Origin of the sequence: Paenibacillus sp. Y5S-9, from assembly GCF_036894235.1 — a bacterium.
Classification (GTDB): Bacteria; Bacillota; Bacilli; order Paenibacillales; family Paenibacillaceae; genus Paenibacillus.
Genome location: NZ_CP145887.1, coordinates 3,581,577 through 3,598,542, shown reverse-complemented (window position 1 = coordinate 3,598,542; position 16,966 = coordinate 3,581,577). Strand labels below are relative to the sequence as shown.

Here is a 16,966-nt window from a genome sequence, read left to right as displayed (position 1 = left end):
AATGGGGGGGGGGTAAGAGGAAGGTGGCCGACTGCCTTCCTCTTACCACACTTTCTTGAACTTAGACAAAAAGAGCCGAATGGATCGTTTTGATCCACCCGGCACTTAACGTTATTTTACAATCATTTGTTTAACATCACGTACCGTTGTTCCACTTCCATTCATAATTCACTGCCCTTATTCAGAAAGTGTCGGTTCATCTTGCACCTCATCATTGGCAATCAGTTCCGAATCATCATCAGAATGCCGTTCGAACATAACTGCGTCAACCCTCGTATAGATCATATCCGCAGGAAGCGTTGGTGGGTCTACCGTTGTAGGCGTAACTCTGGTTAACCGGACATACTCGCTGCCGTCACCTGTAAAGTCGAACGTTCCCAGATTAACCCAACCTGATGAGCCGACCGTTGCATCGATATAGGTGACCTCGGTACCCGTTTTATGTTTCACTTCTACTTTGACATTGTTATCGTTTGCGGTCGTATGGACGAGTTTATAGATTGAGACCGTATATTTCCCCTCTGGAAACTCGCCTTTCCACGTTGCTGATGATCCTTGAACTGTTGAATAGCGGGATTTAACCCCAATTTTGTATCCTGCTAAATTGCTTTGGCTCCAAGACCCTTCTGTCGTGTATAACCCTGTTGTATTTGTACTATCGACGATAACCGTTAGGTCCCTGATCGTGATATTCAAAGGTGCTGTGGTTAGGGTCACACCGTCAATCGTAACAGTAGCCCATACCTCAATGTGATCCGTGTCTCTATCAAGATTAAGAAGGGTCAACACCCCACTGCTATTCACTTCAGCCAGATCCGTACGATCAACGAAATACTGCACATCAGCCTGTGTAAGATCACCGATCAAACCGTTATCTAAATAACCGGTTACGCTCAGTTGTGCGGTTTGAGTCATCTGCAGCTCGTTCCGATCGGACATGATCACAGCAGACTCCAATTGCGGTATCCTGTTTGGGTCCACCCACATGATTGCATCGGCAACGACTCTGGACTTGTTGGCCTTATTGGTTAGTTCTACGTACCCGCTATCGCCTTCAGCAAAAGGATAATCCCCCAGATGCACCCAAGTACCATTCGCTGTTGTCTCATCAACTGTCACCGTTTCGGAGCCGCCGCTGTGATAAACGGTAAATGAGGCATTTGTTGCCCAATTTTCACTCGTTGCAGTTATCTGTGGAAGCTTGTAATACACACTGTAAGTGACACTTTCTGGCAGCTCAGGCCGCCATCTCATTTTGCTTGTCGCTGTGCCGGTCGTAGATTTGGCATACACATAGTTATCATAATAATAATCGTTAGCCGTCGTATCCCTTATCCAGACGCCTTCTGTCTCCGCCTCCGTATTATCCACAATGATGGTTGAACTATCCTGCCCATCGGGTTGGACTGGAGTTTCCGATACCTGATCCGGCAGATAGAGTGTCCGCTTACGGGTCTGTTTCCCCTCCGATTCCACGTAATACGTAAAGGTTTGGGATAAATCATTCACCCGTATCGACCATTCCATCGGATAGACCGTATCTGGGACGCTCGTATACGTGGCCCCACCATCCAAGGAATAATGGATTGTCGCTGGTTTTGTCGTTTTGGCCTGCACATAAGCATCATAAACCGTTTCGTCAGGCTTAACGATCAGCATGCCTTTAACCGCATCAATTGGACTGTGTGTATCAAAGAAATAACTGGCATCCGATGTATCTGCCGTTCTGACCTGATGCAGCGGTACATCAATATCAAGTCCCTCTACAATGATCGCAGTGATTCCCTTGCCTGAAACCGTAGCTTGAATGATTCCACCACTCATAACCGTTTGCTCTGGTGTACCATTGTCGCGGATGATCGATACGGTATAATCCTGTGCCGGGTTGAATCCAATGATTTGTTCATTTAATTCAATTGGAGTCTGAACTTCATCTGAAGATGCGTTGCTTAACCCGATGTAGAATTTATCCCCGCTCTCACCCGTTATCCAATTCAATTGAGGATGGTTGGTCTTAATAATTCCCTTGGGCATCCATAGCCAAACGTCGGAGTTACCATAAAATTGACCTGGTTTATTCCCATAAAGGTGATATTTGAACCATAAAAAATTCGTTTCAAAAACGGAAGGAAACGTAATGCTCCCGTTTGATTTCAATGATTGTTCGCTGATCAAATAATCCATCGTTTGCCCGAGTTGCCCCGGAATATGGTGATAATAGATGGATGTAGCCCCGCTTGGGCCTTCCAGAGGAAAGTCCGGTTCAAGTTGGCTAACGGCGAAGCCTTTATAATAATAACCTGGATAACTGGAATATCGTCCAATAACCGCATTATGAGCAATATCCTGCAGCAGTTCATCCCCTGTATAAAGCGACAATCTCAGCATGAATGGAGCTTCCTGAGCATTCATCCGATAATAACCGGTTGTACTTCCTGCTTCAAACGTCAGTCCGCTCGGTGAAACAAGCCAACGCTCCGCTTGAACGCCTCCGGCAATATCTTCGGGAAGCTTAAGCCTAGGATATTGAAATTTACCACTTTCCGGCCAATGGAACGACTCCGCGTAATTATATGTCTCCGGCTGCGGAATCGTAACGTTACCTTCAGGAACTGGACGAGCAACAAACATGGTTGCATACCGTTTGGCTTCCTTATAGGCGGCATCCAAGTATTTGGGATCCTGCGTTTCCTCATATAGCTCCAAGATCTCCATCCACAGCTTGCTATAATAATAAATGAACTCATTTTTACTCACATCGACGGATGCAGGCGTATCGATATGTTGCGTGATATAACTGTCGGCTGCATCTTTCGCAGCTTGCAAATACTGCGCATCTCCCGTCATCCGATACATCATCAGGGGCTGAATGACAGGACCCCGGTCTTTCTGATCCGGGTCACGCACGAGGTATTCTTCCTGTGCTAATGCCCCAATTCCTGCCGAAGTGCTCATCATCTGATGAACAGCGGCGACACTTGAAACATCAAACGGCAGAGTAGCCATTTTCCATAACGAAGGCACACCGTATACTTTCTTCTGCGTTGGCGACCAACCAATACCATTACGCGATACGCCATACTGGACGGACGGCAGTGCTCTCGTATCGTATAGCTGGTCATCTCCAGTTAGATAATAAGCCCCCAAAAGAACTGCATTTGAGCTTGTTCGAACGCTGTCCTCGTTTTCGATATCAATAAAACCCTTGGCACGGCTCCACCACCCGCTGGGTGATGGGACATAATTAACAGAGTCATCTCCTTGCGGCTCAATCTTAAGCAAATCGATCATATTAAACATCGCGTCAGTAAGCGATTTATTTGAAACATTTTCCCGGTATGCTGAATAATCGTACTCATTGCGAAGAATATCCGCGTAGGACTCATATAGATTGCTTTTTTGAGCGATAAGCCCCATATGAAATTGATACGTGCTTTCTGCGGTCATTTGCGAATAAGTCCCTAATTGAGGCGCATACAGGATTGGCTGAACGCTGCCTTCGTTGTTGACCAGGCTCATGCCAAGTCGTTGTTTCGTAACACCTCCCGTCGGTTCAAATTCAACCGGAAGCTCTGTCGGAGGTACAAATACGCCATAGGTCAATGGATTTCCCGCACCATCATTTTTCTCAACCAAGCTCATCGGAGCGCTCAGCTCTCTTAAACTTGTTGATTCAACCGTACCTACCATTTTGGCATGTGACCTGAATCCATTTAACACTTCATTGATGCCCGTGACTGTCTCTGTTGTGAAGGACTGATATCCAATGACATAATTGCCGTCGCGGCGAGGCGTAAAGGCAAAAGAGACATCTGGTTTATCCCCTGCCATGGACCAGTTCACTTCAAAATCGTAATCACTGCCATGTGTAGAGTCGGTTAATACCGCCGTCTGGCTGTCGGGAAAATGGACCTCGTCGAATGTAATCCAACGTTTGTTCATCGTATCGTAGTAATTGGTTCGGCTGCCTGCGTTCCCATCTAATAAAACCCATTGCTCCTCAAGTCTTTCCGATTCATTATTGATTGGAACCCAGTTCCCGGTCTCCGTGTTTTTATAGAACATGTCACGAACGATGGATCTACCTTCATCCCATGCTGCCTCATAGAAGGTTGCCTTGTAGTGAGCATTTTCGATGCTGCCTTTCTCTGTGTAACTGAGATTCGTTAATGTGCGGCTCCGCAGCGGGGGCAACGGTGGTGCCTGTTGACGGATATTCCCCTCGAACTTGACTGCATCAGCCCGCGTAATAATTGTACCCGTAGAAGGCTGCGTTCGAGTCAGCCTGACAAATTCGCTATCATCACCACTAAACTCATACTCTCCCAGATCCACCCATCCAACCGATGGACCTGACGAAGGTCTAAGATCCATAAACTTAACATCCGTAATCCCGTTATGAACAATCTCAATTTTCACATTACTATCTGCTTTATCTGCCCAATCCAGCTTATAGAACGATATTCTCGCCGTCCCTGCTTCCAAGCGTGGATTCCAGGTGATGCTTCTACCTACAGCGTCTGTAAATTTGGAACTAGAATTATTGTATCCCTTCACTCCTGCACTTGTCGTCCAATAAGGAGCGGAGAACCCGTTACTGACGTTTCCTGAATCAACAGTGACGACATTATCAATTGTGAGGCTCCCATCATCAATGATAATTGTCTTATGTGGCTCTTTCTGCTTTATATTCCCTTCGAACTTGACCGCATCCGCGCGCGTAAGGATCGTGTTTGTGGTGCCGGTAGACCGGGTTAATTGAACAAATTCTTCGCCAACTCCGGAAAAATAGTACTCTCCCAAATCAACCCACCCTGCTGGAGCACCAGATGAGGGTCTTAGATCCATAAAGACTACATCCGTTGTTCCATTATGAACGATCTCAATTTTCACATTGCTATCTGCTTTATCTGCCCAGTCCAGCTTATAGAACGATATTTTCGCCGTTCCTTCTTCCAAGCGTGGATTCCATGTTATCGTCCTGCCTGCTGTACTTGTATATTTGGTGCTGGAAAGATCATACCCTTTCACCCCTGTGCTTGTGGTCCAATTAGGAGCCGAATATCCATTGTTCTCGTTACCTGCATCAGGTGTCACATCATCATTGATCTTGATACTCCCGTCATCGATAATAATTGTCTGATAAGGTAAGGTCTCCGCATAAGCGGTCCTTATTCCGATCAGGCTGAAAGGGACTACGATTGTCAACATGAAAACAATGAAGAAAAACAGCTTCCTTTTGACCATACAATTCACAGCCTCTCCTTGTAATGATAACGCTTCCATAAATGCATTGCCTTTTGCTCGAATGATCGTAAAAAGCACTTAACCTTATCCTTCTGCCTAAATCCCGTTCTGTCGTTTTCATCTTAGCATGTTACGTCACGGTGAAATTTCTTTCATTTTAAGAATTTCTTATACGATTTTAAGTAAAGTAAAAAAAAAACCTACATCCTAATTGATTGCTCAGTTGCAGCCAAATAGAATATAGGTGTCTTCCAAGTGTTCCAAGTGAACCAATCAATTATAATGGCGGTTGCACCAATAACAACTTTCCAAGCTGAATGACCGTTTGATCATACCAAGCAGGATGCTGCCGAACATGTTCCATACTTCGTTCATTGCCGCTAGCTTCAAACACCGACGCTTTGTCAGTCTTCTCGTGATCAATCTCGAAGCGAACGGTATGTTTCCCATTTGGTAGCTCTGGCAAGAAAACATATTGATTTCGATTATGATCGTTATAGGGTGTGAATCGATCAACAAGGAAGGGTTCCCCTCCATCTACCGACACCTTCAATCTGCCAGAATCCGGCCCCCCGATATCAAATAAGCCGATGTGGGTTCCCTCAAACTCCACTGTGATCGTCTCTCCGGGATCAACTGCTCGCCATAGACCAGGGAACAACCAATCATACTCGCGTACTAAGGCAAAATCATCGGGGATCATGTAAGACCATCCTGCGGAAAATTGAGTAAGACGATCCAGTGGCAGCATACTTGCATACTCCCAAGGATTGGCTGGTACCAAAGTGTCTTGTGGCAAATGATGTTCTACTTTTCCCACGTGATCTCGAAGTTTGCTCATTTTCTCAAACGACCGTGTGATTGTATCTGTGTAAATCTGATGTCCTTCGGGAATCGTTGGATGGATCGAATCATGTGTGAAAATAACGGCTCCGGGAATGGCCACGTCTGCCCTTGAGGTGAAAATGAGCTTTCCATCCAAAACCCTTTGACTGACCGCCACGCCCAGATGAATCGAAGGAATGCCGTAATAGTCGGCGACTTCCTCTTGCATAAGAGCGCCCTTCTGGTACTCGCCGGATTGCAATAAGTTCAAGTCCCGCTCCTTGATCGTATACACAAACAGGATATCGGTGAACCGGCTGTGCTTGCGAATCTGTCGGACAATGCCTTCGATCCTCGCTTTGGATTCGGGAACTCCGCCATCGTTGCCAACAAATTCAACAAACACAAGATCAGGCTGATGACGCAGTACATCTGTCTCCAAACGGGCGCAGCCGAGGTCCGATCCCGTCCCATCAATGCCTGCGTTCACAGCGCGGATATCGGCATGGGGATATTGCCCTCGAAGCCAATCCGACGTCATGACCCTATATCCTTTCGAACGTGTATTACTGCCGCCGAAATAAACGATGGTTACGGGTTCCCCATTTTCCAACTTCTGAATGACATTAGGCAGCCCTCTTCGTGGGAAAAATTCCTTCATCACGACTTCACCCGCCCTCACTTAGCGTTTTTAGGAGCAAAAAGTTTTACAGCAAACACTTCATAATAAGGCGAACCATACGTTGCACAGAAATCAAACTGGATTTGGATTACACCTTTTGCATGCACCTGATGTTTATTCAACGAAAGATAATTCCCACGGACTTTAATTTCGCTTTCGGTTCCGTCTTCTAAAGTTAAGGTCACATCATAATCCTGGATCAGTGGCTCGATTGGATCGTCGAAATGCTCCAAATTCAGCTGTGAATTGAAAACAAGATGGATTTCATCCAGATTTTTGGGGCTTGCAAAACCAAATTCCAACCATTCCTTTCCTTCCGTACGTTCCGAAATCCAGCTGTTCGGCAAACCATAAGGTCTGGAAAAACCGTTGACGACATTTGCGGGATTATACATATCCTGGGATGGTATCAGGTCTTTGAAGCAAATGCTCTTATTAAGTTTCTTCAGCCTGGCCGGCTCTTCCGGTCTATAAAGGAAGCTAACCGCTCCAGTCATTTTCTCTTCATTGCTGTGTACAGTGAGGTCCGCCGTACCTTCCAATACGATGTAGATTTTGTCGTCTTCTGGTTTCTTACAGCTGAGGTCCAGTGTAATCCAGTCATCGTGACCCGCTGAAATCACCAAGTTGTAGCCCTTCAGCTCGCTGGTGGGAATATAGTTTTCCTTCCGATCACCGCCATACAGCTTCACTTGCAACGTTTCCGAATGCTCGGATCTATTTTTAATTTTGATCTGCACGCTTTCAACCAGAGATGTCTGGATCGGCAAGACCAAACATAACGCTTTGTCTAAGGAGACCTCTTCGGTTGGATGAAGTTGTTCATAGCTTCGCTGCGACGAGGCACGAATCGTTAATCCGTCTGCGAAATAAGGATCTAACGGCTCTTGAAGCCCTACAATCGTTTGCCCGTCTCGAAGAAGCTGCGCCTGAAGCTCACCCATATGCGCTTTGACGATGTCCGCAGGGTCTGTATCATATTTTACGCATAACGCAGCAGCCGTTCCTACCGCCTGCCCCATACAACCACAGGTTGCCATGACCCGTGTGGACCCAAAAGCCACATGGGTAGCGCTTATATTACGGCCAGCGAACATCAGATTAGGGATATTGCGTGAAAATAAGCTGCGGAAAGGGATGTTATACAATCCCGGCACATAATTCCACGCGGTAGCCGGACCCTCATCGTAGATGCCTTTATTCGCATGCAGATCCATATACCAGCCTCCGACGGATACCGCATCTTCGAAATGAGGCTTTGCTGTAAGATCGTTTTGAGACAGCATGTGTTCACCTATAAACCGTCTCGACTCTCGCTTTCCCGGGATCGGGCATACATAATCCAGGATGAGATGGTCTACATCATCAAACTCGCCGCTATTTTTGATATAATCCCAGATTCCGTACACCAATTTCCGCAGTTCCAATGCAATGTCTTCATTATTCTTGATAATATCCATATGTCCGCCGTATTCCAGCCACCACAATCCGCCTAGTCCGTTGATTTTCCTTGGAAAAGACCGATGGTTTAATCCTTTTCTGATACTATCGAAAAATTCCAACTTCGTAATATCATACGCAAAGCCAGGCCTTTTGTAAGGAACGGGATAGTCTACGTCACGGGCTTGAAACAGAATCGTATCACCCATGGTGTAATGATCCGCCACTTCTGGAGCGAGCTCCTCCTGGTATTCATGCTTCGCCTCTCTTCCCCATCGGAAGTGAGCACCTGCTTGGTACCCAACAATTCCATCCCCGGAGCAATCGATATAGGTAGGGCTTTCAAAACGAAATTTTCTCTCGGAAGCCAATTGAAGGCCCTCCACCCATTTGATTCTGCCGTTCTCCATGCCCGTTTCATGCACACATGTATTCAGAAATAGAGAAATGTTGGACTCATCATAAACCATGTCAAGCAAGACCGTATCCGAAAGTGAAAGCATAAGTTTTTTGTTGTATAACGGATTATAATGAAAGATCTTCAGCTTGAGTTCTTCCACCAATCCGCCTTCGCGAGCATAATAGGATGGACTGTTTCCGAGATATGCTGACCCGTTGATATGAACTCTGACCTCGCTGCTCGCATTTCCCCCAAGCACCGGCCGATCATTGATAAGTGAAACCTGTAGCCCTTGGCGTGCGGCAGCAATGGCAGCACATATCCCGGCAATTCCTCCACCTATGACGGTTACATCTGCTTTCATAAGCTCCATTTGGATAACCTCCATGATTAGATACTCCTATCATAGTAATGGTTTTGGTCCGTTTTTTTTTACAGGATTTCGCGAAAAAATCATACATTTTTTGCATCCTTAGTTGGATTCCTACCGTGTCATTTTGATCCGGTATTGCTTAGGAGTATCCCCCGTATATTCTTTGAAAAGTTTGCAAAAGTAACCTTCATTGACGATGCCTACTTCCTCGCACAATTCTAATAAAGAATAATCCCGAACGTTTAACAACTCGAGGGCGAGATGGATTTTTTTACGATTGATGTAGCTGATCACGCCTTCGTTCATTGTTTTTTTGAATAAGCTGCTAAAATACGATGGCGCTAGATTCACTTCCTCCGCAATTGCCTCCAACGTTAAACGTTGTTTCAAGTTTGTCTCTATAAAATGCATAGCACTCATGATTTCTGCACGATGTAATAGTTGGCCCGCATGCACGTATTCGAATGTGAAGTCGCCAATATAAGCGAGCTGCTCCTGAAAAGCCATAAATTCCATGGGGAAGTCTGGAACTTCCGTGGCCATTTTATTCCCCGATTTAAATTTCACGGTAATGTCTCTGTACAAGTCTCTAATCATTGGCACCATGATGGACTTGTGGATTTTATGGTCCGTAACAAATTGCGACAGATCGGCAAGTGCATTATCCAGCTCTTCCTTGGAAATCTTCCTCTTCAGGCGTATAAGAAAATCAGCAAGCTTCTGCTGAAAGTCTGCTTTTTTGTCATTATGGTATTGGAACCGATGCATCGGAGTTTTTACGACTTTTTCGGTATGATAATAGAAATCCTCACTCACATTTTTAGCTTCTGTATACGCCTGTTTGATCGATTCCCAGCCTCGGTGTGGACCACCAAAAGCGACAGATACCCTTTTATTCAAATATTGATGCAAATGAGAGATGATCTGCCCTCCCAAGGATAGGCAAGCATATTCCGTTTCCATATCACTGCGGTTATTTTCCCAGGATAAAAAGCCAATAAAACAATTATCGGACAGATCTGCAGCTACGCCGCTGCCACCACTCATCACCGTTTCTTCGATGATATTTGTAATCGCATATTTCAAGATGTTTTGATCTGCGGCCGCGTATTCGTTGCGGAAACTTTCATACGTATTCATCTCAACGATGAAGCAGCAATAGTTCGCTTGAAAGAAATGAAACTGCATGCGATTAGCAAAATCCGATGCCCGATGAGTAGGAATTTCACCTCGGATCAATTCGTTAAAAAATTGCTTGCGGACTCTGTATTTATTTTCAAGCACGGATACGTTTAACGAGTGAAACTCTGCCTCTTTTTTCTCAAACTCATTTAAAATTCCGGTTGCCTTATCCAACGCTCGATTCAAATCAGCTTCTCGCAGCGGAACCTTTACAATGTACTCCAATACGTTGGCTTGAATCGCTCGCTGAGCGTATTCGAAGGATGAATAGGCGGTCAGCAGTATGTATTGGGTATGGGGGAGCTCCGCCTTTAGCTGCTCAATCATGGAGATGCCATCCATTCGCGGCATTACGATATCGGATATGACGATATCCGGTTTAAGTTTTATGATCTCCTCGATCCCATTCAGCCCATTATTCGCTTTGCCCACCAGAACAAATCGCCTATCCCTATGAGAGAGCTCATTAAAAAACAATTCCAATCGTTGAATGATCAGGTCTTCATCGTCAACAATGAAGCAGGTATAGTCTCTCCCCATTATGCATCTCCTTTTGGCAATTCTGCCGGGAATACAGCGCGTATACGGGTTATTTCCTTAGGTATGCTTATGATATCCAGCCCGAATTGATCTCCGTAGTGAAGTCTTATTCGACCCTGAATATTATTCAGCCCGATTCTTTTTCTTTTTACTTCCTCTTCACTCGGTTCTGAGATTAAAATCTGTTTTATTTTATCAGCTGGAATTCCCTCACCTTGATCAACAACTTCGATGATGACGATACCATCCTCCCTGTAGGCATGAATCGTAATAGGGCCCTCAATTCCCCCACCGTTGTAACCATGGAAGATACTATTCTCCACAAGAGGCTGCAGCAGCATTCGGAAAACCGGAAAATCCATTAACCCTGCTTCGATATCTTCAATCAAATTGAAGTTTCGGTTATACCGAATGTTCTGGATCTCGATATAGTCCGCTACATTGCGTAGTTCCTGACGTAAGGAAACCTTCTCAGATGCATCGTCTATCCCATACTCCAATAATGAAATGAGTGACCCGATCACCACATCTACTTTCTCTATTTGCCCGAGACGTATCACATTGCTGATTGAACCAAGTGTGTTATACAGAAAATGTGGGTTTATTTGAGACTGTAACACCTGGATTTCCAGCTTCCGCTCAAGTTCATTATGAAGCTCGGCCCGGCGAATCAGTTCCACAATCTGCTGAAGCATACGATCAAATGCTCGTGAAAGATCACCAAACTCATCGTTTCGATCAATTGTTATTGTCGTTGTGAGGATGCCTTGTTCCACCTGCTTCATTTTTGTTTTGAGCGTATAGAGTGGTTTCCTGATATATTTGGCAACCAAATAAGAAATGAACAAACTTAAGAGTAGACCTGCAGCAAGAAGCTCAATATAATAGGTTTCCAATCGGGACAATGCTGCTTTCAAGCGTGATTCGTCGTTAATCGAGATTATGGTCCAGTTGAATTTCTCCGTCGGTTTTTTCAAAAGGGAAACTGGAATACCATCCTTGGTATGCAGTTGAAGGCTTGTTTCTGCCGTATCCAGAATTTCTTCCGCTGACGTCTCGCCGATCGAAAACGTATGATCTTGAATATTCAGTGGTCCTTTATTTTCAGAAAATCCGGCAATGATTTTACCTGACGCAGTGATCAGAGCCAGATTCATTTGTTCCTGTTTATTAATCTTGAACAAGGTTTCTTCGATGGCATTTAGATCCAAATCAACCGCAATGGCCATAGGAAATGGAGCACTGTTCAGATATCGAACCATCGTAACGGTCCAGCCGGAATACTTTGATTTGTAAGGTTCACTAACAAAGGTAGTCCTTCTATTCTTGTCAGCCGCATCAAATAAAGGTGCTCTTTCAGATAAAGGTTCATCGAATATTCGAGTAGGTGTACTTCCGCCTAGAATGGATAAATCGCTTTTGATCAAATAAATATTACTAACGTAATTACTGTTGAGTTCATACAGCTCTCTTAATTGCTTTTTAATCACTTCGGTATTGTTAATGTTGGCTTTCACCGAAGTTTCGACCGAGAAGAGAATCGTTTGGAAGGAGGAAAAATTAACGGTGAAATACTGGTCTACCTTGTCTAATATTTGATTGGTGTAGTAAATATCATTGGTTCTGATTTCCTTTTGCACATAACGATAAGATAATTGGCTTATCAAGATGATACAGCCCAATACAAATGCAAATACGATTAAAAATAATTTTAAAGGCAAGCTGATTCTTCTTCGCATCGATCATCTTCCTTTTAGTTCCGTTTTAAACTAAGAATAGCATATGCTAATAAAGAGAGGGGCTACGAATAGCCACTCTCTCTTCGTTTATTTTTACTTGATAAGGCCGGCTTCTTTAAATTGCTGGATTGCTGTTTCTTTATATTTCTGCATGTCAAACTTGGTATCCAGCGTCTGGAGGAAATTGTCCCAGTTGGAAAGAGGCTCTTTGCCCGTCATAAATTTAACTAAGCTTTCATTAATGAAACGAGTGCGGTCAGCATCCAAGGTATCGCTTGGGTCTGGGGTCAATAAATTTCCGGGCAATGTTGGCCCCACATATTGCTGATTGTTCTTGAAAGCTTCCACCGTCTTCGGATTCTGGAAACTGAAGTACTCCGCATCATCACCACGGCGTGGCATTCTATAATGATCGACCCACAGGTACTTTTCTTTCATTTCCTTTGATAACTCGGAGGTTTTATTTTTGATCTTGCCGTCTACGACATCCCAATGGATACCTTTGATTCCGTATGCAAAGTTTGGATAAGCTTCTTCATCCGTAAAGAGATAATTTAGCATGGACAAGATCCGAATGATTTTATCCTCGTCCGCTTTTGCGGATATGGCCCATGAATTGCCCTGGAATGATTTTCTCTCTACAATTTGATCTCCGTAAGGGCCTTTCATCGGAGGAATAACGATCCATTCCGGCACCTCTCCACTAATTTCTTTCATTTTCTGTTGATAATCCGGTTCCAGTCTGCGAGCATCTCTGATCATGAAGCCAACTTTACCCTTAAACATCTTTTGGTCCAACAGATCAGGCGAATTCATCGTCACCCAGTCCGGGTCAACCACCTTGGCTGCCATCATTTTATTAATGTAAGCAAGTGCATCTTTCATTTTGGGATCGATAAACAGAAATACCGGTTCATTATCTTTTATCTCAACGGCCGAAGGAGGATTGACGCCAAACATCCACATCAAGCTATCAAAGCCGTAGGTTTGCAGATTGCCTTCTTTATTCATACCGCCGATGAATCCGTACGTATCATTTTTGCCATTACCGTCCGGATCTTTCTCTGTAAAGGCTTTCATAACTTCGAACAGCTCATCCGGTGTCGTTGGTACCTCCATATCCAGCTTTTTCAGCCAATCGTTGCGGATGAAGAAGCTTCGACTGATACCGTTTACATTATCATAACCTGGAACTCCAATCGTTTTTCCTTGATAGGACATCGCCTCCCAGGAGTCGTTGCCAAATCGCTTCTGTAGTTCAGGAAACTGATCCATATACGGTGTCAAATCCGCAAGAACACCTTGGTCGTAATATTGCGCGAGATCAGCACGACTCTTCAAGAAGAGCAAGTCTGGAATATCCCCGCCTGCAATGAGTGTATTTAGTTTTGTTGTTGCTTGACCCGCTTGAGGAATCATCATATCCAAGTCGATGTTCATCTCTTCTTCCAACATTTGGCGTTGAATATCTTCATCCCGTGGAGGTACCGGAGCAGCAGCATTGAACGTGCCTTGGTTAAACATTGAGATTTTCATTTTGGTTGCAAACTGGCCAGACTGACCTTGCGAATTACTCGAAGATGTCGATGTTACTTCTTCTCCCCCACATCCTGACAAAAGCGTTCCAAGTCCTAAGATTGCCGACAGAATAGCCAATGAAATCTTTTTACGCTGCATATTGACCTCTCCTTTGCTTGTATATTATCACGGATTCCCCGTAATAAGTTAGGTTGGAACACCTTTTAACCTTTAACGGATCCCAGGAGTACACCTTTGGTAAAATGTTTTTGCAAAAATGGATAAACGATCAATATCGGGACTGTAGTTACAACAACTGTAGCCATCTGCACAGCGAACGTACTGACAGCCCCGGAATTGGCGAGCGAATCAGCGCTTTGAGTTGCAACGTTAAGCAGGATGTTGCGCAAAATCACTTGAAGTGGCATGTAGTTGGAATCATTGATATATACAATGGCATCAAAATAACTGTTCCAATGCCCGACTGCATAAAATAAAGAAATGGTGGACAGGACGGGTAAGGACAGGGGTAAAATGATCCGCCATAACGTCTGAAGCTCACTGGCACCGTCTACCCTCGCTGATTCCTCGATTTCACCAGGTAATTGCTCAAAAAAACCTTTGATGATCACGAGATTAAATGCACTAATGAGATTTGGAATGATTAATACCCAAGGACTGTTTAACAATCCCAAGGAACGAATTAGTAAATAAGTCGGAATTAATCCTCCACTGAACATCATGGTAAACACAATGAAGAGTAAAAACGGACTTCTTCCGGGCAAATATTTTTTGGATAACGGGTAGGCCGCGATGACTGTAAAAAACACATTTAACGCCGTGCCTACAATCGTTCGGAACAACGTAATTTTGTACGCCTGCCAGATCCCATGAGAAATGAATACTTCTTTATAGGCCAGAAAGGTAAAGGATTCTGGTATAATCACAATCCCTCTTCTTAATACTTCCGATTCTGGTGTTACGGAGACAGCAACCACATATAGAAAGGGTAGCACGCACAGTAGGGATAATATAATAAGAACTACATAAACGACGGTTTGCCAGACTTTTTCCCCGATTGTCATATGGATCATTCTAAAGACCACCTCACCAGATTTGCCCATCGAATTTTTTGGCGAGCTTATTCGCTGCCAACACTAAAGCAAATCCGATGACAGCTTTAAACAATCCTACAGCAGTAGCCAAGCCAATCTTAAGACGCTCCAACCCTTCCCGGTATACCCATGTGTCGATAATATCGATCTTCTCCTGGTTAAAGGTGTTGGCAAACATGAATATTTGGTCAAAACCTGCATCCAGGATATGACTTAATTTCAGAATCAGCATCAGAATAATGACTCCTCGAATGCCAGGTAACGTGATATGCCAGAGCTGTCTCCATTTGGAAGCGCCATCTATTCGAGCCGCTTCATATAAGCTTGGATCGATTCCTGCCAAGGCGGCAAGGTACAAAATCGCCCCCCATCCAATATCCTTCCATACTTCAGATAAGATGATCAGCAATCTGCCCCAGGCAGGTTCCGTTAGAAACGAGATGGGTTCAAAACCAAAATCTTTCATAATCATGTTAAAGAGACCATCGCCTGGGGCTAGTAATGCGACCATAATTCCATAAACAATGACCCATGACAGAAAATGAGGCAAATAAGTGATTGTCTGTACGATTTTTTTAAACCATTGGCTATACACTTCATTGAGGAGTAAAGCAAGTACGATGGGCGCGGAGAAACCAAACAATAGCTTATACAGCGATATGATGATCGTATTTTTCATGATGTCCCAGAAATAAACGCCGTTCATAAAATCCGTAAAATTTTTGAATCCCACCCAAGGGCTATCCCATAGCCCCAAAGCCAGGTTATAGTTTTTAAAAGCAATCATGATTCCCGCCATAGGAATGTATTTGAACACTGCAAAGTAAATTAAGGCTGGTAATAAAAGAGCATACATCACCTTGTACTTTTGGATCGTCCTTATCCATGTCTTTCGCTTTTTGGAGATGGGAATGGCGTCCGCTGCCAATTTTGCTTGCATTTCATCACCTCGTCTTGGTTTGTATGTGTATAATAGCACCCGCCTTTCGGATAAATTTCTGAAATATCAAGAATTTCTTATAAGATTTTAAGGAAGTGTGCCTGGGCTCGTTCCAACAGCTAATCCCGGCAAGTGAGATAAAAACTTGTTCCACTAAAATAAAAAAAAGCCGCTATAGTAGCGACTTTCCATGCCGTATTTATACTTCTCCCCAAAAAATCTCAGTTTCATAATCGAAATGAACAGTACCCTCTTGATTATTTTTATCAAATAAATTCCGCAGTTCCGTCATCATTGGATCGTAATTTGCATGCCCGGGTACAGGGCTGTAAGAAGATGATAACAAACGGCCTTTCAATCCTTCGAAATCAAACTTCTGACTCATTCTGAATCGCATTTCATGCATAGAACCTTCCTTGAAAAAAGAGAGCAACATCGTCTGAGAAATATTTTTATGATTAACTTTTTCATAGTCGGTTCCATATGTATGGAGCAGTTGATTGTACTCTTCACGAAATGGAGTACCGTCTGTAAGACGTGAATTCCAGATGAGTATTACTCTCCCACCTGGCCGCAGAATTCTGCGAAACTCGATTTGGGCTGCGGAGCGATCAAACCAGTGAAATGCCTGAGCGCAGACAATAAAATCAACCGACTGATCAGGTAATCCAGTAGATTCTGCGGAACCTGCTATACTCTGGAATTGCGGATCACTTTCTAACATTTGCTCGGCGGCTTCTCGCATTGCCTGATTTGGCTCGACCGCAACTACATAGCTTCCGCGTTCCAAAAGTAGTTTTGAGATGATCCCAGTACCTGAACCGATGTCTGATATGGTACTGTTCGCACGTAAACCGACGATGTCGTACAGATAGTCAATAGCCTCTTTGGGATAACTCGGGCGGTATTTCAAATACGAATCGACCCGGCTCGTAAACCGTTCTTTATTGTTCATCGATCGTCAC

9 protein-coding genes are annotated in these 16,966 nt (G+C 44.2%); all 9 read right to left on the bottom strand.

Annotated elements, in window-relative coordinates; genetic code table 11:
• Positions 1-177 precede the first annotated feature (177 nt).
• A complete protein-coding gene (locus V6669_RS15905) occupies positions 178-5,325 on the bottom strand; it encodes a hypothetical protein (RefSeq protein ID WP_338586853.1) in 5,148 nt (1,715 codons plus the stop codon).
• A 199-nt stretch (positions 5,326-5,524) separates the two neighbouring features.
• Positions 5,525-6,733 carry a GDSL-type esterase/lipase family protein gene (locus V6669_RS15900; protein ID WP_338594966.1) on the bottom strand — a complete coding sequence of 403 codons (1,209 nt, stop codon included), beginning with the start codon at positions 6,731-6,733 and terminating at the stop codon, positions 5,525-5,527.
• Between the two features lie 17 nt (positions 6,734-6,750).
• A complete protein-coding gene (locus tag V6669_RS15895) occupies positions 6,751-8,982 on the bottom strand; it encodes an FAD-dependent oxidoreductase (protein WP_338586851.1) in 2,232 nt (743 codons plus the stop codon).
• A gap of 96 nt (positions 8,983-9,078) precedes the next feature.
• Positions 9,079-10,689 (bottom strand): response regulator, encoded by a 1,611-nt coding sequence (locus V6669_RS15890; protein WP_338586850.1) that lies wholly within the window; start codon positions 10,687-10,689, stop codon positions 9,079-9,081.
• The gene (locus V6669_RS15885) at positions 10,689-12,428 is read right to left on the bottom strand and encodes a histidine kinase (protein WP_338586849.1); all 1,740 of its coding nucleotides are present in this window, start codon (positions 12,426-12,428) and stop codon (positions 10,689-10,691) included. The genes V6669_RS15890 and V6669_RS15885 overlap by 1 nt, the downstream gene beginning before the upstream one ends.
• Positions 12,429-12,521: 93 nt before the next feature.
• Positions 12,522-14,105 carry an extracellular solute-binding protein gene (locus tag V6669_RS15880; RefSeq protein ID WP_338586848.1) on the bottom strand — a complete coding sequence of 528 codons (1,584 nt, stop codon included), beginning with the start codon at positions 14,103-14,105 and terminating at the stop codon, positions 12,522-12,524.
• A 65-nt stretch (positions 14,106-14,170) separates the two neighbouring features.
• Positions 14,171-15,040, bottom strand: a complete 870-nt coding sequence (locus V6669_RS15875; RefSeq protein ID WP_036615551.1) for a carbohydrate ABC transporter permease — start codon at positions 15,038-15,040, stop codon at positions 14,171-14,173.
• 13 nt (positions 15,041-15,053) lie between these two features.
• Positions 15,054-16,001 carry an ABC transporter permease subunit gene (locus V6669_RS15870; protein ID WP_338586846.1) on the bottom strand — a complete coding sequence of 316 codons (948 nt, stop codon included), beginning with the start codon at positions 15,999-16,001 and terminating at the stop codon, positions 15,054-15,056.
• Positions 16,002-16,200: 199 nt separating this feature from the next.
• Positions 16,201-16,956 (bottom strand): class I SAM-dependent methyltransferase, encoded by a 756-nt coding sequence (locus V6669_RS15865; protein ID WP_338586845.1) that lies wholly within the window; start codon positions 16,954-16,956, stop codon positions 16,201-16,203.
• Between the last annotated feature and the right edge of the window lie 10 nt (positions 16,957-16,966).

Excerpts from the sequence above, each read along its gene's own strand:
- V6669_RS15900 (WP_338594966.1), bottom strand. The coding sequence starts at position 6,733 with ATGAAGGAATTTTTCCCACGAAGAGGGCTGCCTAATGTCATTCAGAAG.
- V6669_RS15895 (WP_338586851.1), bottom strand. The coding sequence starts at position 8,982 with ATGGAGGTTATCCAAATGGAGCTTATGAAAGCAGATGTAACCGTCATA.
- V6669_RS15890 (WP_338586850.1), bottom strand. The coding sequence starts at position 10,689 with ATGGGGAGAGACTATACCTGCTTCATTGTTGACGATGAAGACCTGATC.
- V6669_RS15885 (WP_338586849.1), bottom strand. The coding sequence starts at position 12,428 with ATGCGAAGAAGAATCAGCTTGCCTTTAAAATTATTTTTAATCGTATTT.
- V6669_RS15880 (WP_338586848.1), bottom strand. The coding sequence starts at position 14,105 with ATGCAGCGTAAAAAGATTTCATTGGCTATTCTGTCGGCAATCTTAGGA.
- V6669_RS15875 (WP_036615551.1), bottom strand. The coding sequence starts at position 15,040 with ATGATCCATATGACAATCGGGGAAAAAGTCTGGCAAACCGTCGTTTAT.
- V6669_RS15870 (WP_338586846.1), bottom strand. The coding sequence starts at position 16,001 with ATGCAAGCAAAATTGGCAGCGGACGCCATTCCCATCTCCAAAAAGCGA.
- V6669_RS15865 (WP_338586845.1), bottom strand. The coding sequence starts at position 16,956 with ATGAACAATAAAGAACGGTTTACGAGCCGGGTCGATTCGTATTTGAAA.